This window comes from Chryseobacterium sp. MA9 (assembly GCF_024399315.1).
Classification (GTDB): Bacteria; Bacteroidota; Bacteroidia; order Flavobacteriales; family Weeksellaceae; genus Chryseobacterium.
Window position 1 is genome coordinate 1,558,099 of the sequence record NZ_CP075170.1, and the last position, 24,456, is coordinate 1,582,554.

General features: G+C 35.5%; 14 protein-coding genes and 1 tRNA gene. 4 read left to right on the forward strand and 11 right to left on the reverse strand.

Translation table 11 applies throughout. The annotated features are described in order from the left end of the window. Positions 1-104: 104 nt before the first annotated feature. Positions 105-6,011: an alpha-2-macroglobulin gene (locus tag KIK00_RS07205; RefSeq protein WP_255815870.1), complete on the reverse strand. Its 5,907-nt coding sequence runs from the start codon at positions 6,009-6,011 to the stop codon at positions 105-107. 18 nt (positions 6,012-6,029) lie between these two features. Here KIK00_RS07205 and KIK00_RS07210 point away from each other — a divergent pair, with 18 nt between their 5' ends. From KIK00_RS07210 to KIK00_RS07220, 3 genes are all read left to right on the forward strand, one after another. Next, positions 6,030-6,785, forward strand: a complete 756-nt coding sequence (locus KIK00_RS07210) for a hypothetical protein (RefSeq protein WP_255815871.1) — start codon at positions 6,030-6,032, stop codon at positions 6,783-6,785. 3 nt (positions 6,786-6,788) lie between these two features. Continuing rightward, positions 6,789-7,868: a DNA replication/repair protein RecF gene (locus tag KIK00_RS07215; RefSeq protein ID WP_255815872.1), complete on the forward strand. Its 1,080-nt coding sequence runs from the start codon at positions 6,789-6,791 to the stop codon at positions 7,866-7,868. Positions 7,869-8,025: 157 nt separating this feature from the next. Continuing rightward, positions 8,026-8,319, forward strand: coding sequence for a hypothetical protein (locus tag KIK00_RS07220; protein WP_034699575.1), 294 nt, complete (start codon positions 8,026-8,028; stop codon positions 8,317-8,319). A 70-nt stretch (positions 8,320-8,389) separates the two neighbouring features. Here KIK00_RS07220 and KIK00_RS07225 read toward each other — a convergent pair whose 3' ends face one another. From KIK00_RS07225 to KIK00_RS07235, 3 genes are read right to left on the reverse strand one after another with little or no spacing between them, the layout of a single operon-like run. After that, positions 8,390-10,420: a site-specific recombinase gene (locus tag KIK00_RS07225; protein ID WP_255815873.1), complete on the reverse strand. Its 2,031-nt coding sequence runs from the start codon at positions 10,418-10,420 to the stop codon at positions 8,390-8,392. 13 nt (positions 10,421-10,433) lie between these two features. Beyond that, positions 10,434-11,078 carry a monofunctional biosynthetic peptidoglycan transglycosylase gene (mtgA, locus tag KIK00_RS07230; protein ID WP_255815874.1) on the reverse strand — a complete coding sequence of 215 codons (645 nt, stop codon included), beginning with the start codon at positions 11,076-11,078 and terminating at the stop codon, positions 10,434-10,436. A 45-nt stretch (positions 11,079-11,123) separates the two neighbouring features. Further along, positions 11,124-12,170, reverse strand: coding sequence for an ABC transporter substrate-binding protein (locus tag KIK00_RS07235; protein WP_255815875.1), 1,047 nt, complete (start codon positions 12,168-12,170; stop codon positions 11,124-11,126). 60 nt (positions 12,171-12,230) lie between these two features. Between KIK00_RS07235 and KIK00_RS07240 the strand changes: the two genes are divergently transcribed. After that, a tRNA-Arg gene (locus tag KIK00_RS07240) sits at positions 12,231-12,307 on the forward strand. A 219-nt stretch (positions 12,308-12,526) separates the two neighbouring features. Here KIK00_RS07240 and KIK00_RS07245 read toward each other — a convergent pair. The 7 genes from KIK00_RS07245 to KIK00_RS07275 form a co-directional block, all read right to left on the reverse strand. Next, positions 12,527-12,991 carry a hypothetical protein gene (locus tag KIK00_RS07245; protein ID WP_255815876.1) on the reverse strand — a complete coding sequence of 155 codons (465 nt, stop codon included), beginning with the start codon at positions 12,989-12,991 and terminating at the stop codon, positions 12,527-12,529. A 582-nt stretch (positions 12,992-13,573) separates the two neighbouring features. Next, positions 13,574-15,256, reverse strand: a complete 1,683-nt coding sequence (locus tag KIK00_RS07250; protein WP_255815877.1) for a helix-turn-helix domain-containing protein — start codon at positions 15,254-15,256, stop codon at positions 13,574-13,576. An 803-nt stretch (positions 15,257-16,059) separates the two neighbouring features. After that, positions 16,060-16,386 carry a helix-turn-helix domain-containing protein gene (locus KIK00_RS07255; RefSeq protein ID WP_255815878.1) on the reverse strand — a complete coding sequence of 109 codons (327 nt, stop codon included), beginning with the start codon at positions 16,384-16,386 and terminating at the stop codon, positions 16,060-16,062. 11 nt (positions 16,387-16,397) lie between these two features. Continuing rightward, entirely contained in the window at positions 16,398-16,826 is a 429-nt protein-coding gene (locus KIK00_RS07260; protein WP_255815879.1) for a transposase, read from the reverse strand. A 139-nt stretch (positions 16,827-16,965) separates the two neighbouring features. Further along, entirely contained in the window at positions 16,966-22,758 is a 5,793-nt protein-coding gene (locus KIK00_RS07265; RefSeq protein ID WP_255815880.1) for a thrombospondin type 3 repeat-containing protein, read from the reverse strand. 169 nt (positions 22,759-22,927) lie between these two features. Further along, a complete protein-coding gene (locus KIK00_RS07270; RefSeq protein ID WP_255815882.1) occupies positions 22,928-23,455 on the reverse strand; it encodes a hypothetical protein in 528 nt (175 codons plus the stop codon). A gap of 103 nt (positions 23,456-23,558) precedes the next feature. Continuing rightward, positions 23,559-24,131 carry a hypothetical protein gene (locus tag KIK00_RS07275; protein WP_255815884.1) on the reverse strand — a complete coding sequence of 191 codons (573 nt, stop codon included), beginning with the start codon at positions 24,129-24,131 and terminating at the stop codon, positions 23,559-23,561. Positions 24,132-24,456 lie beyond the last annotated feature (325 nt).

The following is a 24,456-nucleotide window of genomic DNA, read 5'->3' on the forward strand; positions in this document are numbered from 1 at the left end:
CAAAATTAAACAATTGTTTGGTTTTTCGATTTAATTCTATATTGAAAATCCAGAAACAAAAAACTGCAGTAAAAAAAATTACTACAGTTTTCTATGTTTATAAATTACTCTGAAATTGCAACATTACTTCCTTTTGTATGAGCATTCATCTGTGGCGCATAGTAATTCTGCATGGTAGTGATTCCGTTGGAAAACTTCCCTGATGCATTGGCAACTACGTCATATTCAAAAACATATTTTCCTTTTGGCATGTATTGAATATAGAAATTGGTAGAGGCATCTTTAGTTGACTGATAGTACCCAAGATTATTTTTCCACTGATACCCGGATAATACGTCTACAGGTTCAAATCCTGCCGCACGCATATCTTTAATATGGATAAATTCCATGGCTCTGTCTGTATTCAGAATCATTCTTACAGTTACTTTATCTCCTACTTTCAATGGTGTTTCAGAAGAGATTTTCTGAAGTTCTTCTCCGTTTACGGTTTTTACTTTTTTATAAAGTTCTTTCGTTACAGAAATATAATTTTCAGAAGATTTGATTTTATCAAGGTCTTCATAATACTGCCAGAACAATCCTCCCTGAACAATTCCAGGACCTGGTTTTGTAATGGTCACGGATGCTAAGTTTTTATCTATAGCTTCTGGTTTCAATGTTGATTTCACATACCCTGTAGCCTGTGTCTGGGGGGCTAGTTCTTTTCCTCCCCAAATGATAGTAGCTTTATCACTTTCTGCTCCTGTCCACGATTTTCCTGAATTTAGAATAGTAAAGATCACTTCTGCTGTCCCTCTTGAGCTTCCCCATGAGTTCACTTCCTTCTGAGTTACCAGCCAGATTTTTACGTCTTCAATAAAACTTGGGTCATTAGATTTTAACTTGTTGAATGCTTCTAATGCTCCAGCGTGGTTTACTACCTTTGAACCGAACCATCCCCAGTCATTAAGATTTTGCTTCCAGTAAACACCTTGTGTTTTTGTATCCGTAGACGTTTCTTTAAGATAGGTCATCAATTTATCAGATACATCTTTCAGACCGTAATCATTCATTAACAATGCTGCACGGTGAAGTCCGAAGAATGTGAAGTCTGTGATCTTTGCTGTCTTTGCTTTTTGTTTAACTAACGTTTTCAGGGTAGCACCTTTTCCTTTCAATGGATATTGTTTTTCCCAGTAGTTTCTGGTGTCCAGATAATCCATTGCCCAGTTATTCCAAACATTGCCTTTCTTTACATCAAAATATTTGTTGACTTCATTGTCTACATACTGAATAAGTTTAGCCACAAGACTGTTTTGTTCTGAGTTTTGATAGTCTTTTGCATTATCTTTTAACCATGAATTGATTTTCCCTAAGTTTTTAAGGATATATAATGATGTTCCGTAAGAACTTGGATAACCAGGATACCATGAGAATCCGCCATCCGGATTCTGCAGTTTTTTGAAATCATCCCAATCCTGATTGATAGAGTTCTTCATCGTATTGACATCAAATAACAATGCCAGTTTCTGCATCTGTTCTCCTTCATTTTTGCTTTCCAATACCCAAGGAGTTTCTTCCAGCAACAACTGTTTAAGTTCCTGATTTTTTTCAAGATTTGAATTCAATAATCCTTTATTCTGATATTCTTCAAAAACCGTTTTCATTTTCGGATTGGCTTTGAATATTTCTGAAGCCAGCACATCCGCAAACCATTTATTAAAGATCACATCTGCAGAATTATTCTGATCATTTTTCAGACTTGGAAGGGCAAACATGATCTCCCAGATCGGATTGGTTGTCAGTTCTAGTGTATTGGAAACATTAGAAGCTGTTGTGGATGTATTGTTTTTAAGGTTATCCAGTACAAATGTTTTGGTTTCACCTTCTTTCACAAAAACAGGAACAGCATCGGTTACCAGCATTCTGTTTGGCAATATGGCAACGGCCTGTTGTTCTCCGTCAGAATACGCACCAGCTTTAGCAACCACTTTGAAAATAATAGAGGAAACATTGTCCGGAACTTTCAATTTCCATGTAAGTGCACTGCTTCCGTTTTCATTTAAACTGAAATTTTGTGCTCCTGAACTCATTCCAAATTTTGAAGAAATATTCTCATTGGTAAATGCATCCAGAATTTGTAATTCGGCAGAACCGTTTAGTTTTTTATCTGTAAGGTTGGATAACTTCGACTGCAGATTCAGTTCATCACCTTCTCTCAGGAATCGCGGATAATTTGGAGTTACCGAGAATTCTTTTTGTGTTACCACTTCTTTTTCCAATGTCGCAGCTCTTGCATCCTGGGTATGCGCCAAGAACATCAGTTTCCATTTTGTCAACGCTTCCGGAGAAGTGAATTCAAAGCTTACATTTCCTTCCGCATCAGTTTTCAGATTAGGATAGAAGAAAGCAGTTTCGTTCAGATTCTTACGGACAGCTACTTTGTCCAGGTCTTTTTTTACATCATCATGATCTAAAATACCGTCTGCATTAGATGCCATTGCATCTACCGCTTTATTCCTCACAACTTCTTGTGCAACTGCTGCTCTGGCAGTTTTAAATTTCGCACCTGCAATTGGTGATGGTGGAAGTTCATAAGCCGGGGATTTAACACCTTCTCTATTTTGAAGCCCTGCAACTTCTCCCTGCAATATGTACAAAAAGTCACCATCAAACCAGTTAAACTGTGGAACCTGTACATATTTGTCTTCAAAATATCTCAGCCTTTTCTGATAGTTTTGCTGCTGCAGGTAATTGTTGATACCATATGAAGTAACGATCACAAATGGTGTGTACAATTTTCTCCAACTAAAACTGTTTGCGGCAAACTGATCCAGAGACATATCATACATATTGGCCAATACCTCAGCATTGATCTTTTCATTATCATTTCCGGTTACTTTTACCGTCCATTTTTCCTTAGAATTCGGTTCCAGTTTGTCTCTGAAAGTTACCGTTTCAATTTTTAAAGGTTTTTCTGTGTCTTTTATATTTAAAGCTGCAGATTCTGTTCTCACGTCATTAAATGCAACCAGCTGGAACTGCAGATTCAGTGCAGATACACTTTTGTCTTTAGGAATTTCAACAGTATATTCCAATATCCCTTTTTTCATCTGATGAACTTCTGAAACCGTTTTTCCGGATCCATCTTGTACAAAAACATTCACTAATGCATCAGGAATTGCTGAGAATACATAAACTTTAGCCTTCTCTCCTCTTGACAATTCTTCTTTCGGAGCAATAACTGTAAGGAATGTTTTCTGAGCTGGCTTTAAAGAAGTTTTATCCCAAACACTGAAATTCTGAGCACTTTTGATAGTGTCTTTCCCTTCAATATTGGAAAGTTCCAGCTGGTAATCTCCTGCTTCCAGTTTTCCTAAATCAAGATTTGTTGAAAGCTGAGCGTTGTCAGCAGATGGCTGCTGCTGTCTTTCAACCAATACTTTTTCTGTTTTCCAATTCTTGATCTCATCATTTTTATCAAAAAGATCATGTGGAAATTTGCTGATAAATTCTTCTTTTGAATATTTTGGTAGATTCTGAACATCAGACTTGAAATTATCTCTGAAAATCCTGTCCGGAGCTATTAGTTTTGATAACTTAACCTGATATGGTTTCTTAAGATTCTGATCATTATAGTTCTTGGTTTCTACCTTCACTTTCACATTTTCATCTGCAAAAGTATTGCTGATGTTTTCTGCCTGAATGTAGTGAGAAACCGAAGCTACTTTCAATTGAGTATTTGCAGTCTGCGTTTCTCCATTGATGTCTGTAACAGAAGCATTGATGGCGTAGTTATCAATTTGTATCCCTTCCAGTTTTTCATCTTTTTTAAGTTCCAAACGGATAATAAATTCTCCTTTTTCATTGGTCTTTGCTTCACCCAGAATTGAGTTTTCATTATCATTGTCCTGTGGATACCAGCTGAAATACCTCCATCTGATATTCTGTTTTTTGATTTCATAGTTTACTGTAGTATTATTCAGCGGAACCCCGGAGAACATTACTGCTTTTCCTTTCAATTCTATAGTCTGACCATATTTATACTCCTCTTTTACAGGATCAAAGGTGACTTCAAACTTAGGTCTTTTGTATTCTTCTACCCTGAAATTTTTATATCCCTGGCTTTCACCGTCTATTCTCAGATAAAAATTACCATTCAGTTTTCCTTTCGGAAGGATAAAGCTTCCATGATAAGAACCAAATTCATTGGTGGTAAAATCCTGCGAAGAAACCTCTTCACTATTGGTATTCAGTAAAGTGATTTTCTGTTTTAATCCTGAAAGAACAGATTCAACTTCTTTATTGATTCTGGTATTAATTACCTTGAAATAAACAGTCTGTCCGGGACGGTAAATTCCTCTGTCTATGAAAATCTGGGCAGCTGAACGGGTTTGTTTGTTAGGGTTATAATCGTCAGCATAGCCTCTGTTTCCATAGACCTGCATGATCTGAAAATCATTTGTCTTAGGCTGTTGGATCAGGATAGTTCTGTAATAATCTTTATTTTCAGAAGAAGGGAACTTAAATACTCCGTTTGCATTTGTTGTTCCTTCAATTTTAGTTAACGTTTTATTGGAAACAAATTCATAAAATCTAAGACCTTCATTCGTTAATGGTTTACCATTTTCACTGTTAACCAATTTCAATTCATCTGCAAGAGGTTTTCTGTCTGTTTTAGACTGGTAAATGATCTTGTTTCCTGAAACCAAAAAGTAAAAATTCTGTCTGGAATCCGTATCTTTCATATCAGCTCCGGCAACCGTAAATTCAGCAACATAGACTCCTGAAGGAAGGGGTTTCACTTCCAATGAGGTTTTATGATTCTGATAATCCTTAGGATCCGGAAGCTGGAATGTTTCTTTCCTTACCAGATTTTTCTTTAATTTTCCAAAGGTATTGGAATAAGAGTCCTGAACGTATTGAAGCAATGGTGTAAAATCGTCTTTCACTTCATAAATATTCAGGGTAAATTCTGATACATTCTGATATTGTGCAACAAAATGAATGGGCATGTTGCTCTGAGTCTGTACTTCATATTTCAAAGTCAGATACGGATTGACAATTTGTGCTTCCTTGCTTTTGATATTCTCAATAAATGGAGACTTCGGATATTCATTTTTAGCCTGGGCAGCCAATGCAATAGCTTCTTTAGGTTTTTTTTGTCCGATCAGCTCATCCATGATATCCCCCATGATCATCACCTTATAATCCCCTTCTACGTCAGACTTCAGCAAATCCTGAAGCTGTTTAAGCTTATCTTTACAGTGATTGAAGTTACAGTTCTCTGCAATCTTTTCTTTCATGAAGTACAGCTTTGCATTTCCGGTATTCTGAGCAATCAGTTCATCATAAATGGCATTGATTGTAATGCGGTTTGCTGTCAGTTCATTTTTTGTGAAAATATTGTTTTCAGATAAAAACGCTACTTTCTTTATCGCATACCAGTCAGACAATGTTGGAAAATAGGCTATGTCTCCTGTACCAGAAAAAATATTTTTATATTTTTCCAGAGCAATCTTTTTCATTTCAGGTTTCTCCTGATCAAGTTCCTGGAAGCTTTTTATCAAATAATTTTTAAAATCAAGCTTGCTCCAGGTTTCAATCTGTGAAATATCCTGAGAATTGATATTGGTTCTTCCGTTTATTTTCCATGAGTTCTGGCTGTAATAATCCATGAAAAAGCCATTCAGTAAAACTTTGTATAATAATTTTCCATCCCCGCTCATTTTACCTTCTGCATCTTTAAGCTTTTTAAAAAATTGGGAAGCGGAATCGTTCTGATCATCATCCACCGTTTGGTTTACAATACTGAACTCCGCTTTCAGAGACCGGATCAGTTCAAAAGTATTATTTTCTTTCATCGCTTGTTTTTGTATGTCTAAAATGATGGGAAGATTAGATTTATAAGCTCCTTTTGTACTGTTTTCAGCCACTTTTTTCCATTGGGTATCGTAATATTTCTGTGCGGATACCGTTGAAAAGCTTAGCATTAATAGCAAAAGCAGAAAAATCTTGGAAAATCTTTTCATATATATTAATTTTGATAAATGAACATCTTAAAAATACTGAAAAAAACTGTTATAGACAGCCAATTTTATGTCTCTCTTATGGGAACTCTTTTTGCAGTATTTTTCATGAAAGAGCAAAACACATTCCGTTTCCCTACTTTTGCACTTATTTTCATCACTTATTTCAGTGGTTATCTGTATACTAAATATCAATACACCAAGCATTTCTACAAAATAGTGGTCATCAATGCAATTGCAGGAATCACATGTGCTTTTTTAATCATTCATAATCATAATGAAATCAGGCTTTTGAAATGGTTTATTATTGTAGTATTAGGACTTCTCTATAACAGTTTTTTTCTGGATGTTTATATCCGGAAAATTCCACTGCTCAAAGTTTTTTATGTTGGATTAGTCTGGGCTTTGGTCAACTGCTGGCTCACCCTTCCGGAATTCAGTGTTTCCATTTTTCTGATCAGCTTTTTCTTTATCACCGCACTTGTGCTTCCTTTTGATATCCGGGATATGAATAGTGATACGGTAAAAACCTTTCCTATGCTGATAGGTGTTCAGAATACCAAATACATTGCCTATGCACTTGTTTTCATAAGCAATATCATCGGATTTTTTTATCTTGAAATACCTTATGCCATAGCTTTTTTTATGGCCAGCATTGTAACTTATATTCTCATCTATTTCTCTGATAATAAAAGAGATGACAGCTATTTTTCATTCGGGGTAGAAACTTGTTCGGCACTTCCTTTTTTATTTTTACTAATAATGGAGTATTTTTGACAAATGATTATCAAGAAGCTTTCCCTTTACAATTTCAAAAACCACTCTGAGAAAAAATTTGAATTTTCACCACAAATCAATTGCTTTGTGGGCAATAACGGTGTGGGAAAGACCAATATTCTTGACGCCCTGCATTATTTATCGGTAGGAAAAAGCTTCCTGGGAAATACAGATATCAATAATATTAAAAAAGAAGAAGACTTCTTTACTCTTGATGCTGAAATTATGAATGATGACAGCGAAGATATCATCAGAATTACCCAGCCGAAAGAAGCTAAAAAGGTGATCAAAAAGAATGATAAGAGCTATGACAGGCTTGCAGACCATATCGGCTACCTGCCGAGTGTGATGATTTCTCCCTATGATTCCAATCTTATTTCAGATTCAGGGGAAAGCAGACGAAAGTTTCTGGATGCAATGATTTCTCAAACGGATTCAGAATATCTTTTTGATCTTATCCAATATCAGAAAACAATTCAACAGCGAAATGCATTACTGAAATATTTTGCAAAAAACAGAACATGGGATAAAGATTCACTTGAAATTTACGATGACCCTATCACCAGATTTGGGACTAAAATTTTTAAGAAAAGAAAAGAGTTTGTAGAGCAGCTCAACCCAATTGTTCAGAATTTCTATCAGATTATTTCCGGCGGAAAAGAAACGGTATCAGTTATTTATGAATCTCATCTGCTGGAAGATTCTTTTGAAAAACTTTTAAAAGAAAGCCTTGAAAGAGACCGTATGCTGACCTATACTTCAAAAGGAATTCATAAAGATGATCTTCTTTTTGAAATGGATCATATTTTAATCAAAAAAACAGGGTCTCAGGGGCAGCAGAAATCCTTCCTTATTTCTTTAAAACTGGCTCAGATGAGTCTTGTAAAGGAACTTACAAAAAAGACTCCCATCCTATTGCTGGATGATATTTTTGATAAGCTTGATGATACGAGAGTTTCACAATTGATTGAGCTGGTAAATAAAGAAAGCTTTGGACAGATTTTCATTACAGACACTCATCGAGAGCGTACAGAAAGTGTAGTGAAGAAAATTAACGAGGAAAGTATAATTTTTGAAGTGTAGTACTTGACAATACAGAAATACTTGATTATAATTAAAAAAACAAAATATTTAAATTTATTTATCCATACTGTAATATTTTTTATCTTAACTTATCATCCAAAACGAAACTCGAAACCTCAAAGCACTCATCACGCACCTTGAAACCTGGACCCCGACTATGAAGAAGAAAAAACGTGAATATCAATCCTCTGAACTGGTAAAATCTTTTGCCAGAATTTATGGTTTTGAACATAAACTTGTTGCTTTTGACATTAAAGATTTCCTTGAAGAGTATCTTGATGAAAGCCTTTTCAATGAAATCAGAAGTGTCAATATAGAAAATGAATGTATTATTATTAAAATTGATTCTCCTTTACTGAAACATGATTTTAAAATGCGTAAAAGCTTCTATCTCAAAAAGTTCCAGGATAAATTTGGGATAGAAAAATTTAATGACCTTCAAATATTATAATATTATAAGGACACAAAATATATACCTATAGAAAAATGCTACCCTCGGGTAGCATTTTTTATTTTAATTATTAATGTTCTTCTGATTTATTGGAAATGGTACTACTCATCAAATCATCTGCTTTTTTATCCAATCTGGAACTTAATGGCAGGAAGAATTTCAGCGGATGCTTTGTAAAATATCTGAAAATTTCTTTATAGATCTCACTTACTTGCCCAAAATTCATTTTTCTTGATCTGAATGCCAGGAACATAGACAAACTGAAACTTACCAGGAAGTTGAAGAAACCAATCAGGAAAACTGTTACAAAAGACATCCAGAACGTATAAGAATCTACTGAAAAATCTTTCCCATACAATCCCAACGCAAAGTTACCCGCTGCAAAGGTGATGTGTCTGATATCCAGATCTAGCCCGAAAAACATTCCTACCGGAGCTGTTGCCCCAAGGAACACCCCAAACCAAAAGTTGGAAACAATTCCAGGCCAGTTTTTAGCGTAATATTTTGAAAGTCCTTTTGCGAATTTCTTTCCGAAAAAGCTTCTGATTGAAAGGTTCTTGGCAATTCTTTCAGGAATCTGGTAAAACACGGAATTGTTCCCGATATTCCCTGAAATAATCCCTGAAATAAAAAGATAAAACCCTGCAATACTTGCATGCAGAATCGCTTTTGATTTAAAAGGATCAAGGTCTTTTAACAATTTATCAGATCTGTCTACAGCCAGGTTTTGTGAGAAAAATACATCCAGCCCGTAAATAATGGCAAGTGCCACCGGAAAAGCAAGCAATACATTTCCTACAAAGGCAATAAACTGACTTCGGAATAATTTAGATACCAAATGGGCAAACTCAGTATTATTTCTTTGAGCCTTTCCTTCTTCAGACAATACTTTTGTCATGGTAGCGGCAGTCATTGCCGGTTGTTTTGTAGCAAGGGTAAAGCCCATCAGATAGATCATCACGAATCCCATTGCATAGTTCATAGAGTATAGAAAAGCGTGCGAAAAGTCACTTCCGGGGATATACCCGTACAGCATTTTCAAAACACAAAGTGCTCCTACAATGATTCCGCCTCCACTCGCCTTGTAGAACATCGTCATATACTCCTTCCGGGTAGAAGTGATGTAATGAGTCCCGGCTTCTGCAGTGTGATTAGTAATAAGGTGGGAAATCAGCCTTGTACTATCATTAATCAGATCAGAAATATTATTTTTATGAGATTTATAGCTCAGAATATTAAAAATCAACTGTTTAGATTTTATCAGAACATCTTCATCCGTATCAATGACCAATAACTGCACGATATCATAAATTCGTTCAGTCTGCTGGCGGATCTTAAGCAGGGATTGGTTAATTTTTCCGGAAATACCATATTTGGCAGAATTTTTAAAAGCAATATTTACAAATTCCTGGCATTGTTCTGCATAGATTTTAATCTGCTTATATCTGCTGTCTTTGGAATGCAGCTGAAGTTCAGGATCTTTTACCAGGTCTTCCGCTAATGTTTCCAGCTCGTTCTGAAGCGCAAGAAACGGATTATCCAGATTTCTGTACTGCGGAGCCATTCTCACCACTTCCACTTCCATAGCCATTCCCGTAACCCTCCAGGAAAGAATATTCATAGAGAAAATAAGTTCTTTCTTCACATTGGATTTCAGTATAAAATCTGAAGCTCCCAGCATGTTTAAAAATTCATCAATCTCATTTTCAGGAAGATTATGAAGATACCGAAGATCCTTCTTAGGTCTAAGACTCACATTGTCAATCATAAACCACACTGTTTTTTCATTTTCAACAGGTGGCAGAACCTTGTTCAGGATTCTTTTTTTAAGTTCCGGAAAGAAGGCATTTTCTGAAAGAATATTAGCTTCCGTCAACGAAAGATTGAAAGGTCTTCCTCTAAAAATATTGTGGATATAATGTTTAAAGTTCTCAGCAAAATTAGGATTGCTTCTGAAAAAATTGAGCACATCTGTAAAGTCTGCCTCTTTGATTGTCTCTAAAAACTCTGCAAAGGGTTCTAAAGAAAGGGTATCATTCTTAAAAGAAAAGTATTTTTTAAGAACTGACTCAAAGTTTGTGCTGGAATTAAAGAATTTCATTAGTACAAAGATACTATTTCAAACTCACATTCCTCATCTGTCTCATAATCCAATTATGTTTCTTTCTTAAATAGGGAGATGGATTTTTAGGATCATATTTTTTTGGATTAGGCAATACAGCGGCAATCCAGGCTGCATCAGAAGCACTTAGATCTTTGGATGATTTTCCAAAATAATATTGTGCAGCAGCTTCCACCCCAAATACGCCACGCCCCATTTCAATGGAATTCAGGTATCTTTCAAGGATAATATCTTTACTCCATACTTTTTCAATGATAAAAGTATAGACTGCTTCCAGTCCTTTTCTCACCCAGCTTCTACCCTGCCAAAGAAATACATTTTTTGCAGTCTGTTGGGAAATGGTACTTCCTCCTCTTATTTTTTTGCCTTTCTCATTATATTTCATAGCTTTTTCGATCGCTGTATAATCGAAACCGTCATGAGCAAAGAATTTCTGGTCTTCAGAGGCGATTACAGCTTTTTTCACATTGCTTCCCATTTCGTCATAGGAAATATAATCCCTGTGCAGTTTTCCATATTCAAAAAGGCCACCTATTTGGGTAAGAGTAATTGGCGGATTAAAAAACCTGCCCCAGATAATAAACACTACATTCAGAACCAGAATGATGAAGATAAGCTGTTTAATTTTTTTCCACATAATTTTATAAAAAGGAAAGGCAAAAATAAGCAAATAGTATGAGTTTTACTGCAATTCTTTCATGTAAGTAAGCTGATAATCCGGTAAAAGTTCAGGATGGAAGATCTTAATATAATCTTTAAGAATAAGATCTGCTCTTACTACACCACTTTCAAAGAAATCATTAGCTTTCAGTTTTTCTTTTCCTGCGATCGTGTATATTTTTCCATTATTGAATACATTAAGTTTTCCGTAGAAAGGATTCATTCCAAGCATTTCTTTTTTTGAAGTGTGACTTCCTGCATTCACCCAATACTGAACGCTTCCTGCTTTGGCATATACTTCTTCAAAGCTCATTGTCAGTGCTTTTTCATCTTTGTTGTCCTTTATGACATAGTTGGCATTGGCATCCGAAATATAATGAGCGACAGAGGTATTTCCTCCGGGAAGATACCATACATCTCCGTACATTTCATTAGCAAGTACCACAGGCTTTTCTTTGGCCTTTGATGCAAGCTGCTTCAGATTATTATAATTTTTTTCAACTTCCTGGTATTTCGTTTCCGCTTCTTTTTCTTTTCCTAAAAACTCTCCGAAAAGTTTGATATAAGCTGTTTTTTCCAAAGGCTTCTGTTCCATGTATTCGTCCAGAAATATCACCTGGATGCCATTATTTTTCAAAAGCTCATAAGTATTGTCAAAACTGGCAATATGATTGGTAAAAATAGCATCGGGTTTCATGGAAATGATCTTTTCCACATCGTATTTTTGTTCGCTTCCTACATTCTGAATTTTTCCTTCTTTCAGTAGATTCTGGATTTTATCTGAATAAATATACTCCGGGCTGGAAACTCCTATGATTAAATTTTCTGCTCCAAGCTCTGAAATATACCCTGCCATACTTGCATTCAACAGGATTATTTTCTTGAATGGAGTTTGATTTTGTTTAAAATTATAAGTGAAATTCCCCGATTTCAGCTCCAAAGTACCATCATGCTCCTTAAACTGGGTACGGGCGGAGATATTTGTCCAGTCTGAGGACGAAATTTTTGATTCTCTTTTACAAGCTGTTAGCGCAAAAACCGTAAATAAAAGTAAAATTCTTTGTTTCATTTTTCAAAGAACGGAAAAAAGTGCTATATTTGCAAACCCTTAAACAACAAGGTAACACAAGGCCTCGTGGCGCAACTGAATAGCGCATCTGATTACGGCTCAGAAGGTTACAGGTTTGAATCCTGTCGAGGTCACCAACAGCCAAATAGCGCCAACTAAATACAGTTGGCGCCTTTTATTTTGCTTTTAGAACACCAAACAGTAGCTTATTTGAGCGTTTGAAATCTGACATTAAAACATCATCGTTATAAATTCATTTTCATTAGGTTCAGTTCAAAATCTACTAAAAAAATGCAGAAATACCTTAATAAATACTCTGGGAATGTATTAACAAACCCAGACTACATCTTTCCTCTTTATAAAATCACATCAAAAATAATACTATTATCATCAAAACTTCTCTCAAAATTATTAAATACATCAATTTCTCCCGATGAAATTTTTTCATAGTTTAATTCAAAATCGTCATTGATATAGTTTCGGGTTTTAATTAATTCATACCATTTTTGAGGTAAAACAAAATTATCATAATAGATATATTCCTGGAGTAAATTAGTAAAAACAAAATCTCCATCTGTAAAATACGTTAAAGAAAATATCGGCTCAAGAGTATAAGCATTTAGCCGCCTGTAAGAAGTGGAAACAATTTCCGGACAATTCTCTAAATAATTACACAATTTCTTCCTAATTTCTGATGGATAGATTCCATTTCGTTGAAAGTCTCTTATTGATGGAAATTCTTTATTATCCTTACCATTAAAGTGAATAACCTCTTCTTTAAAAAAGGAAATTCCTCTATAATTCCATGATATGTAATTCATGTTGTACTTTAAATTTAATATAAAATTATTTTTTAGGAGTAAATTTAATTATTTTACCTGGTTGACTTAATACGGGAAGTCCTTGAGCATTTGCTGGATAAACTCCTAAACGCCCACTGGGCCACGCAAATAATGTTGGTAATGATATACTTAAATGTACCAAAGTGGAATTTTATATAAAAATCAATTTTACTACTTATTTACTAATGAACTGTATTATAAAATAAACAATATTTTAGTTTTGTGTTTCAGTATATTCAGGTATATAATTGCATTAATCTAATAGAAACACTTGACAAAATGACTCTTTATCACTCCTTCTCAATTTGACCCAAATGAACCAAATCATCTATAAAAATGTTTGAAGATACGCTCGTATTGATAGCACAAACAACCAAATGGCGCTACTTGTCTTAAAGTAGCGCCATTTTTATATAACTTTGTCTATAAATTAAATTAAGGCAATACTCTACTTTAGGGTACCCATATTAAATCTATTTTTAAAAATTCATTGGGCATAGCCTTAGCCTGAACATTGACTCCATATCATTTCCTTACATTACATAATAAATATGTTAGGCACTATACAGAAACTTTCAGTTGTTCAACAAAATATGATGGTGTAAAGCCTGTCTGTTGTTTAAAAGCATTCACGAAAACCCTTGGCGTAACATACCCGCATTCTTCTGCAAGATAGGCAATCTTGTACTCTCTATATATTGGATTCTCGTAAAGCTTCTTAACGATATAATTGATCCGAAGTTCATTAATATAGCTCGTGAAGTTATGATTTCTCTGTACTTTAATGACCTCCGAAAGGTATTTTGTATTGGTAGCAAGATTATTGGCCATCCAGGTAAGACTCAGATCTTTCCGAAGATATTTTTCTGAATTTTCAAACTTTTCAAGCTTAAAAAGTAATGCTTTTAGTGTTTCATCGGTAATGGTTACAGAGGTTTTTATTTTACTATTTTTCTCAGATATAGGTTGTTCTATTGTACCATCTTCATTTTTAAAATGTATTTTAGCGATCAGATCTTCATATTTTTTATGGATAATCTTATCACTTCTTCTTCGATAGACCAACATAACTCCGGTTATAAGAAGAAGAGTAACAAAGGAAATAATGGCCATTGTTTTTATCTTTTTATCTCCACTGACTTTAGTTTCCGAGATCATTTTTTTTACAGGCGCCTCCACTGCTTCTTTTTCCACAGAATTAATACTATCATTCAATTTTGAAAAAAGATCAAGATATTTTTGAGACGTTGAGTTTTCTCCAATTGCAAGATAAGATTTTGCCAATACCATATACCCTACTCTTCGATTGTAAGGCATACTGTTCGACTTTTCCATAGCCAGCATATTCTCGCCGTATTCTATTGCTTTCTTATAATTTTTTTTCTCCTGATGAAACTCCTGAAGAGCCTGATACAAATCTATTTTTGTATCAAGATCTATTTTTCCTTTAACCAAACCCATTTGCTTTAGGGCTTCCATAAAATAGAACTCAGACTGATCTATATTCCGTCCTTTATTTCTTGAATCTCTGTAATGAATACCTAGATTCATATTTACAGATATCAACATATCAGTTTTTTGATCTAAAGGAATATCTTTACTTTTATCATCTATTTTCAAGATTTCTTCCCTACTTTTTTCCAAAGAATATAAGACCTTTTGATCTGAGCGTCCCTGATAATACGGAGCCATATTATAATAAACCAACGATGCCTGATAATGTCTTTCATCGCTTTCAGAAATCATGTTTGCATATCTCAGAGCGGTTTCATATTCCTTTATGCTTTCGTCATACAAACCCAGATTTTCATGCAATATGGCTCTCTTATTATATACAGTTGACAATGCTTTATAATCTTTCTGGTTAAGTGCCAAATATCTGGCTCTGTTTGATATTTCCAAAGCTTTTTTATAGTCATACCCATCAGAATAGATCAGCATTATGTTTTTTGTGACATTCAATTCTCCTTTTTCACATCCAGCAGCCCTAGCGAGGTCATTCGCCTTTTGAAACAATTCGAGAGCTTCTTTATTTTTCCCGTTCTTATTTAGAGAGGTTGCCTGGTCTATTATTTGCTCTATATTTTTATTTCCTGGACATAATATTTTTTTTCCATTGGCCATAGAAAGTGAAAAGAAAAGCAACAAAAAAGCCACCAAATACAATCTTTGAATATATCTGAAACTCTCTTTTTTTCTCGTAAAGATAAACCGAGAAGTTCCCAAAAATGATTTTCTAGCCATAAGAAAAGATTACAATTTATACTGAATTTCCATTTTTAAGAGTGTATTGATTGCTGCGCAGAGACTTTCAATTGTTCAACAAAATAGGATGGTTTGAAACCCATTTCTTTCTTGAAAGCATTCACAAAAACACGAATCCAGCATATTCGTATTCTCCAGCTTCATTCAGTCCTACATATCCTAAAGCTAAAGCTTTGGAACGGTAAAGATTAGCCATGGTTCTGCATGCTACAGGCCCAGCATCAATTTTTTCAAGCTATGTAGCAAGCTTGATAACTTCTTTATTTTAATTCTGCTTTTCATATATTTCTATGATACGGCGTCCACTTTTTAGAATACCCCATCGGTATCCAATCTTTTCAGATTCAGATTTCAAACTGAATAAAACTTTTTCTTTTTTACGCATCGGAGACATTGGTATTAAATCTTAGTTCCTCTAACTGGGCATCAATGTATTCTTTATTTAGAATCCTCTTGGCTTGCCCGTTGAGACTAAAGCTTATTAGCAAACAAAGTAGAAATGAAAGTAGAAACTTTGTCATAGACAATGTAATTTTTGCAATTATAACTTCTGCAAATTTAATCATATATACTTCTCAAAAACACAAATACCTACTTGAGATTATTTTAAATCCGCACAAATTCCTAAATATACATAAAACACTGATTTAAAATATTGAATATTTGTAAAATCGATAAAAAGTATATGAAACTTTCTGAATTATTCCTATGTGAGAGGAACTGCGGCAAGCACATATAATTTAGCTGCACAATTGGTACATTTAAGTATTATCAACTTCATTTTATATAAACATTTTTTTCCATTTGGTCATTGTATTTTTACTTAGCCCAAAATGTTCCGCTACCTGAAAGTTTTTCATTTTATTGCTTTTTTGATAATCCAGTATTCTTAAAATATCTGATTTGCTATAGGAACGAAGTTTTTGATTCATTTTATTGACTTCATAGTCTTTAGTTCCAAAAATTCTTTTATTAAGTTCCAATATATCTATAGCCGAGAGGCTTTTTTTTGTTAAAAATTTTTCACACTCCTCTTTTTTATGAGGGAACTTTTGATGAATAATGTCAGAATAGATTTTTATATAATCAGGCTGGTTTTTCTTTTTCATATCTATTTATTTTACAAATTTTTATCATATTTGGATTTCCATCGGCATAAAGTAGTATAGGGAATTCCATATTCATCAGTAACCTGACGTTTCGTCTTTTTCCCTGTATTAATTAATTCAAGAATAAAATCTATAATCTCTTGGGTGTAAATATTCTTCCTGAACTGAGGAAGATTGGAGGTTTTATTATTCTTATATAAATTGGCAGCAGGAGAATAAAGTATAAGATGCTGAGTATACAATCTGAAAAAATCATACTCAAGTAACTTGCTCCATCTCAGTAAAATATCTGTTGATAGACATTCCTGTAAGTACATTTCATTTATTTCAGCTTTTGTAGATTTCATGAATTTACAGATACGGGACAAGTCAGTTTTATTTTCCTGAACCCGAAGATGTATAAACTCTCCTATATGGATATTTTTAAAATTTGACCTCATTAGTAAAATTATTTTTAAAAGAAGAGAGAACCATAATGTATTCACTCTTAGGTTTTTAATTGACAGGCTCAGTTTCATTATTTGAAACAAGCAACAAAACTGAGCTTCCTATCAATTAAATTATGAAAACTTATATTTTTTAATCAGGACAGGTTTGTGTAGAAATACAATGCCAAGCCATGGATGAATCACCTTCTTTAAGGGTATACATCTTCATACATTTATTGATTGTATCATATACCATCATTCCTTCCACAAAATTAGCTGGTGGAATACCAATCGGATTTCCTGAAGCATCGAATACTACTTTGTTTGGTACAAAACCTTTGGTTTTAGCTTCTAATGCAATCCAGCCTCCTTTTCTTACCATTGGCCAGTTATCAGCATTTGTCCCTGCTCTGCCAAGCGCTGTAATTCCGACCTTAGTATCTAGGATGGTACCCGTCATAATGCCAGGTTTGTAACAGAATGGTGGAATACAAGCTGAAACAGACGCATTTTGAGAACTTCCTATCGCTTGCCCTGTATTGGCAATGGCTGGAATTCCGCTTGTATTTACAGTATTACCAAGGTTTTGGATAATCGGACCAGCTGTACCGGTATAACCGCTTCCTGTATTACCACCAGGCATCGAAGAATCTACTAAATTAGCTGCCGTAAATCCTCCTGTTCCTTCTATAGCATCAGGACAGCCGTCTCCATCCGAATCTAAATCCAGATAATCAGGAATGCCATCACCATCAGTATCACAGGATTTATGGGCTAATAGATTATAAGCAACGGCATCATTAGTACCAAAATTATTGCTCGTAAGCGTGATAGAAGTAACAAGATTATTTCCTACACCTCTCAAAAGTATCCACTGATCATTTACAGAACCTATTGAGGAAATAGCTCCGGTTACCGGATCGTAATTCATTACTGTTGAAGGCGTGGTTGGCATGAAGGACGTTGTCACATCTTTCATCAGTAGCCCATTTACATTTCCTCCGTTTATCTTTAAGGAATAACTGGCTGACGAAGATCCGTTTGAAAGACCATCCACATCCTGGATATAAAATACCAGTTCATTGGCAGGAACTCCAGGAGAAAAGCTATACGTTAAATTTACAGCATCATTGGTATGGGATTTTACAAATCTTTTAGTTGCTCCATTGCTGTCCGTATAAAAATGATTAAGGTTATCATTAAAAGTAGATGCAGTCTGCAGGGAACTACCTGGAGCTGCTACAGTCAGATTAGAAATTGTATTTCCCTTCCATGCGCCGTTTTCATTATCTGCATAATATCCTCCACAGTTTTCATTAAGATTGGATATACCATCATTATCGTTATCCAAATCGCACATGTCTGCAATTCCATCTCCATCTGAATCAGGACCATAACAAGGATTTGCTGCAAATGTAATATACTTTCCATCAGCAATATTCTGACTGTATACCCATTTTGCATTATTATTGGACATAGGATCAACTACTGTAACATTAGTCGTAAAAGCATTATCATCAGCAACCAGCATAACTACCATACCTGATGCAGTATTTAATGTGCTGCTATTATAAGCGGTAAGGTCTGCCTCAAAGAATAAATTTCCTGCATCAACATTTTTCTCCTGCGCTAGCCAGGTTCTTGCAATCCTTTTATAAGTTTTACCCCCAATAGCAATTTCTGTAGATGAAGTAACTGTATTCGCATCATCTCCTAAAAGAAAATACGTTTTATCATTGGCAAATCCTGAACGCGAAGCGTGTTGATTTGGATTTACAAAGTCATTGACAGTAGCAACAGTAAGTATCGTTCCAGCATTCGCACTCTTAGATACCTTCTGTTCCAACAATTCCATATCATCACGGGATACACCAAAGATATTATTGTTGTAAGTAGTATTAATTGCTCCATCCCATACTGTATTTCCGTCGGTATCCAAATAAGGATTGGTATTAATTTGTCCCAAGGTAATACCATACTTGATGGCAAGATAAGAATCTACTCTTCTACGCTCAATGTCTGATAGACTACCAGCTCCATATACAATAGTTTCACCAATATTCCCAGTAAACCCTGCATTATCACTACCATTTCCTGAAAAGCGAGTATCACCGAAAATATGTCCTCCAAATTGGTAGCCTACAGGAGAATAATTTGTAGCAGGCTCTATCGACTGTCCATTCAGACCCTTGCTTGTAGTTGTATTCGCATTTCTGAAATACATGATACTTGGTATGTTTGAAGCAAATCCTGGAAGTACTCCTGGATATTGTGTTCCCGCACCAAATGGCCTTCTTTCTAAATTCATTGCATTTGGGAAAATACCAAAAGCATCCCAATTAGCAGAACCAGTAGTAATATTGTCCATCCCAACACTAAATAATCTCGGGTTTCCTCCACCAGAGCCCAAGCCTTCCTTAGTAAAGGTAAATACATCAAAATCAAGGCTGGTCAATGTACGTACAGTATTATTTCCTAAGGTCTGAGTTCCTACTGTAAAATTGATTCCTGGGTTGAAGTTAAAATAAGTGGATGCTCCTGATACATACTTTGGTAAAGCATTGGTTCCCATTTGCGCAACTGTAGTTCCGTTCCAAAGGTCAGTCCATCCGGTTACATCTGTTCCTGGACCTGTATTGATAGCATTCTTATCAGCTCTGTACCAATAGGATAAATTATTGACAACTCCTCCAGGAGCATTTCCAAAACCGGCAAAAGTAAAGAACTGTCCGTTTCCTAGTGTCACATTTGCGGCGTTATATATAACTCCATTTACCGTCACTTCCGTTGTCATGGGAGTAAAGGTATCTGTTCCGTCAAAAGCAGCATCCGGAGACTGTACCAGATACAGATTTTTTACACTTTTTGGCCACGCTACAGTTACTGTTCCTACATTGTTGGTATTCTGTACTTTCCAGATAGACTCAAAACGATAGTTGGTTGCTCCATTAGTGCCTGCCGTATAAGACAGTGGTATGCTAAGATCTTGCTTCAGACCATTGTCTCCGGTAATCAGGAATTGAAGATCATTATTTAGATCTGTGATGTTCGTTGCATTGCTATTGGCAAAACCTGTAGTAGAAATAATAAGCTGCTGTCCTCCATTTGTACTTCCTGCCTGTTTTTGATGTAAGGTCGTGATATTGTCTCTTGCAATACCAAAGATATTATTGTTATATCCTGTATTATTTATTATATCCCATACCACATTACTTGTTGTGGAAAGATAATTTTCGTTTAGGGTCACACCATTCTTTACCGCAAGATAAGAGTTAATCCTTGATTGTTCATTGGCTGTCAGAGCACGTTTGAACCATATAACTTCCATAATATCTCCAGGGAAAGCACCAGCGGCATCCCATCCGGCATGTCCTACCCTTAAGTTTCGTCCATAGAGCTGGAATTTATTCGTATTATTAAAGGTTGTTGTTTCATATACACCATTTAACCCTAATTTTTTTTCACCTCCGGATGAGCTGGAAGATCCTCCATTAGTAGTAGAATTATTGGCTATTGCTGAAAATATATTCGGCGTTCCAATGTTAAATGTTGTAGAAAAATCCGTTGATGTAGTTACATTAAAAAATTCATAATGTCTTGGTTTTCCATTTGCAATAGAAGTTGCGGGCTCAGAAGCAAAAGTTGCATCATCATCAATCCCCGTAATACGTCCGGTTCCGGAAGAGACAGGTCTCACCGCTGAGAAGATTGAATAAGATGTATTCGGGAGTTCTCCATTCGTCGGATTTAATGCTGAGGTACTATTATAGAATAATTTTGAACCACTATATCCAGTAGTGTATGGATGGAAATTATGATTTCTGTCAGCTGGTGAAAGTGACCAGCTGCCTACTGCAGGAATATCATCCGCATTAATTGAATTATCTTTCCACGCTGTTGCTATATTTCCTGCATCATCGGATTTTATCCAGAAATCTGCTCCGGTAACACCGCCAACAACTGCATTTATAACATTTACATTCAGATCACTGAAGCTTGTACAGGTACCCGTAGTAACAGTCCATCTGAAAGTGTAAGATCCTACATTGTTAAGACCTGTAACATTGGTATTGTATGCTGATGGTGTTACAATCGCAGGATCAGTTGCCCCAGCAGGTTTTGACACCAGTGTCCATACACCTGTTGAACTGGCTCCGGGATTGTTACCGTTAAGAGTTGTCTCTGATGAACCTATCACCATCTGGGCAGATCCTGCGTTAGCTCCAACCTGGGTACTAACAAATATAGAGAACGTACCTTCCGGAGAAGTTCCTGAACAGGCATATTCCCTATCAAAAAACCTTGCATCTATACCTCCTCCATTAGGAACAGCTTTTATTTTAAAAACATATTCTCCCGGCTTATCAAGATTGCTTATCACGGTAGAAGTACTGGTAATAGTTCTGAGGTTGGAGCTTTCATAAACAGGATTGGCAGCTCCCGCAGGTTTGGAAATCACTGTAAAATCATATCTTCCCGTAAAATCCTGAAAATAACTGCTATTTACAACTCCCTGATATACGACAGGCAAAGGAATCGTTGCAGTTACCACACCAGACCCGGGGTAGCATACGGTGGTATTAGGTACAGCTACATTGGAACGGTTACCATCTGAAATATGAATGAAATAAGAATCAGTAGTATTGCAAGTACCATTTTGAATATTTATGCTAATTTTATAAGTACCTGCACGCCATCCTCCGGCAGGCGGAGTTACTACTATACTTCTACTCATTGTACCTGCTCCATTCAAAGTTAAGCCAGGGTTTCCTCCAGGTGGGGCAATACCAGTGTTACTGATTGCTGTAATTGTTGTTGCCGGATCTGAAGGATCTATTTTAAAGTAGACAGTGATAGGTGCTGTACTTCCTGCCATATTGCAATATACAGCACCACCGCTTCCTGTAAAAGAATAGTTCGCCATCTGTTCCGGATGGGCTGGATCTAGAAAGCTTATATGATTGGGCTGAGTGCCATTATAATTTAAAGTAATCTGAGGAGTTGTATATGTCCCATTGGCATTGGTAACCGTTATAGTGAACACGTAAGTTCCAATCGTATTTACTCCATTGAAGAAGATTGAATTACCCCTTAATTGAGAAAATGAAATGCTGCCTCCTGCAGGCTGACTGATAGCATTAACGGTAATTGCCGTGCCAAATGCCGGGTTTCCGGAAGAATTTGCTGTATTGGTAGCAAATATAGGAGAGGTTGTGCTAAAATTAATGTACCGATTGGTCTCCGTTGGCAGGTAGCATCTGTTATTGGTTGTAGGTAAACTGATTTGTGGATTAGGAATAAACCTTACAATAGCATCATCTTCATACCAACAACTAGGGTTGTTAATGGATGTAATCCTTAAGACCGCACGATATGCCGGATCAATATCATGATTGGCTTTTTTTGTCAAGGTCAAGGTAGGTGTTGCAGTCGTTGTTCCAGACATAGTTGCATTTGTGGTGGTGGTCTGATTAAAACTTTCTTTGTTAAAAATGTTATAATATGTCCAAGATGCTGTATACCCTGTTGGTATTACTGCATTTAGAGTTGCCACACCAGTAACGGCAGAAACATTGGTAATATCCGGACCTGCTGTGAAGGAAGACACATCACCCGGTGCTGTAACTGTTACCTGCGATGTTGCCGTACCAACAGTACAGTTTTGTGCAATCTGAAATACATAATTACCGGGAGATGTCATCCCTGTAACATTGGTATTATAACCAGACGGATTTGCGATGACCGGATTGGGTGCACCCGCAGGCTTAGATACCAGTGTCCAGGTTGGGTTTCCTGAAGTATTTCCCCCCGGACTTCCTGAGAGACTGGCTGATGTACCACATATGGTGACGTTGGCTCCTGCATTTACACTGCAGTTTTGTGCCCTGGTTATCATATTACCCAAAATGAGCAATATGAAAAAAAGGATAGTCTGTTTTTTCATGGTTTAATATTTTTAATCCAGTGTCATTTTAGGAAAGTCGATAGTAATAGATACTTGTTCATAAGCAATCGTGCTTATAAAAACCGGAACTAATAAAATTGTATTTTTTTTCATTTGTTTAGAGAAATATGAATTTTTGATTAAAAATGAATTATGTAAAAAGTCCTATTTAAGGCTTCCAAAAAGTCCATACTTTACCATTATACACTGCCAGCTGTCGTTTCGTAGTATCATAAACCATTAATCCCGCTGCAGGATTTATAATGTTAAGGTGCGGGCTGCCCACCTTAGGTAAAATCATGGCTTTATCTGTTGCTTCCAAAACAAGTATACCAGCTGTTGAAGAAGGAATTCCTATACTTGTCTTTGCTGTTATTTTCTCTTGTTTATCAGCTCCCTGTATGCTTAGATCTGCAACGCCAATTGTTGCAGATGTTCCATCATCCTCACTCAGGTTGACCCATTGGGAGTTGTTTTTAAGATATTTGACTTTATGATCTGTGGTATCATAAATAACGGTTCCTTCAGAGGTTACTCCGGATTTGTTTTCAATATAGGGAAGGATAAACCCTCTGTTTTCAGCAGAAGAGAACTCTAATGATACAGAAGTATTGGTTGTACTTTCTTTTCCGATTGCCACCTGTGATTTTACAGTATAAATCACTAAAAAGGCGATTACCCGTGATATTTTTTTCATTATATTTTTGTTTGATTTTTTAAATGACAGTACCTGTCCGCACCGGATATTTCCGTCGAATATGTATGAATCACGTTTAAACTTTTCTTCAACGAAGGTTACCTTAAACGTATTTCTGAAATATATTAGGAACACTTGGTGGCGGACGCTGGTAGTTTCGGAAGAAATTGAAATTGCAGAACCAGTGGCTCTTGTAAGTATTTTTAAAGCAGATATCTGATAAACAAATTAAAACAGGAAAATAATTTTCCGGTTTTATCAGTTCTTTCTTATTTTGATCAGGGCTTATAATTTGCTTTTGCCTGCCTGAACATATCAATAAAAATGTACCTGATGTTGGGGCTTTATTGAAAAAAAAATCAGCTTTGGAAGATTTACGGGCAGTGGAAATATTAAACTTTTTTTCTCTCTTTTTTTTGCTGTGTGCAATGATTCCTTTTTTTCTAAACCTGTATAATTTCTTTTTTTCAATACCGGAAATATTCACATTTTCTATTCCTGTAATGACGGTACCCTCTGCAATAAATATTATGTCTGTTTGTCCCTGATTACCTGATGAAGTTTCCTGCTTGCACGCGGAAACACCTTTTGTTGTCTGAAGAGTACAAAATAACAGTATAAACAAAAGAAATCTTCTCTCTTTCAAGAATACAAGAGAGAAGATTTTAATCATCATGTTATTTTTAGAATCGGTTATCATTTGATGCAATATTATCACTACATGAAAACCTTCACAAGCTTAACAAAGGAACAATTCCGAAAATTTCATGTGTAATCAAGCTTCTTTTACAAATATGCACTACTGATTATCAACCAATTAAACTTCATACAGTATTTATATGAAGCTTAGTATATCCATAGTAATCTATTTGGTTAAATTTGTGAAAATTGAATGTTAAATTTGCTCAATTAATTCTTTTTTTAAAGTTAACATATAATCATGAAGAACTTTTATTATCTCATTCTCGTTCTATTTTCCTTTCAACTTGTATATGCTCAAA

Excerpts from the sequence above, each read along its gene's own strand:
- KIK00_RS07260 (WP_255815879.1), bottom strand. The coding sequence starts at position 16,826 with ATGAGGTCAAATTTTAAAAATATCCATATAGGAGAGTTTATACATCTT.
- KIK00_RS07250 (WP_255815877.1), bottom strand. The coding sequence starts at position 15,256 with ATGGCTAGAAAATCATTTTTGGGAACTTCTCGGTTTATCTTTACGAGA.
- KIK00_RS07270 (WP_255815882.1), bottom strand. The coding sequence starts at position 23,455 with ATGAAAAAAATATCACGGGTAATCGCCTTTTTAGTGATTTATACTGTA.
- KIK00_RS07265 (WP_255815880.1), bottom strand. The coding sequence starts at position 22,758 with ATGAAAAAACAGACTATCCTTTTTTTCATATTGCTCATTTTGGGTAAT.
- KIK00_RS07235 (WP_255815875.1), bottom strand. The coding sequence starts at position 12,170 with ATGAAACAAAGAATTTTACTTTTATTTACGGTTTTTGCGCTAACAGCT.
- KIK00_RS07210 (WP_255815871.1), top strand. The coding sequence starts at position 6,030 with ATGAACATCTTAAAAATACTGAAAAAAACTGTTATAGACAGCCAATTT.
- KIK00_RS07220 (WP_034699575.1), top strand. The coding sequence starts at position 8,026 with ATGAAGAAGAAAAAACGTGAATATCAATCCTCTGAACTGGTAAAATCT.
- KIK00_RS07225 (WP_255815873.1), bottom strand. The coding sequence starts at position 10,420 with ATGAAATTCTTTAATTCCAGCACAAACTTTGAGTCAGTTCTTAAAAAA.
- KIK00_RS07215 (WP_255815872.1), top strand. The coding sequence starts at position 6,789 with ATGATTATCAAGAAGCTTTCCCTTTACAATTTCAAAAACCACTCTGAG.
- KIK00_RS07245 (WP_255815876.1), bottom strand. The coding sequence starts at position 12,991 with ATGAATTACATATCATGGAATTATAGAGGAATTTCCTTTTTTAAAGAA.
- KIK00_RS07275 (WP_255815884.1), bottom strand. The coding sequence starts at position 24,131 with ATGATGATTAAAATCTTCTCTCTTGTATTCTTGAAAGAGAGAAGATTT.
- KIK00_RS07255 (WP_255815878.1), bottom strand. The coding sequence starts at position 16,386 with ATGAAAAAGAAAAACCAGCCTGATTATATAAAAATCTATTCTGACATT.
- KIK00_RS07205 (WP_255815870.1), bottom strand. The coding sequence starts at position 6,011 with ATGAAAAGATTTTCCAAGATTTTTCTGCTTTTGCTATTAATGCTAAGC.
- mtgA (WP_255815874.1), bottom strand. The coding sequence starts at position 11,078 with ATGTGGAAAAAAATTAAACAGCTTATCTTCATCATTCTGGTTCTGAAT.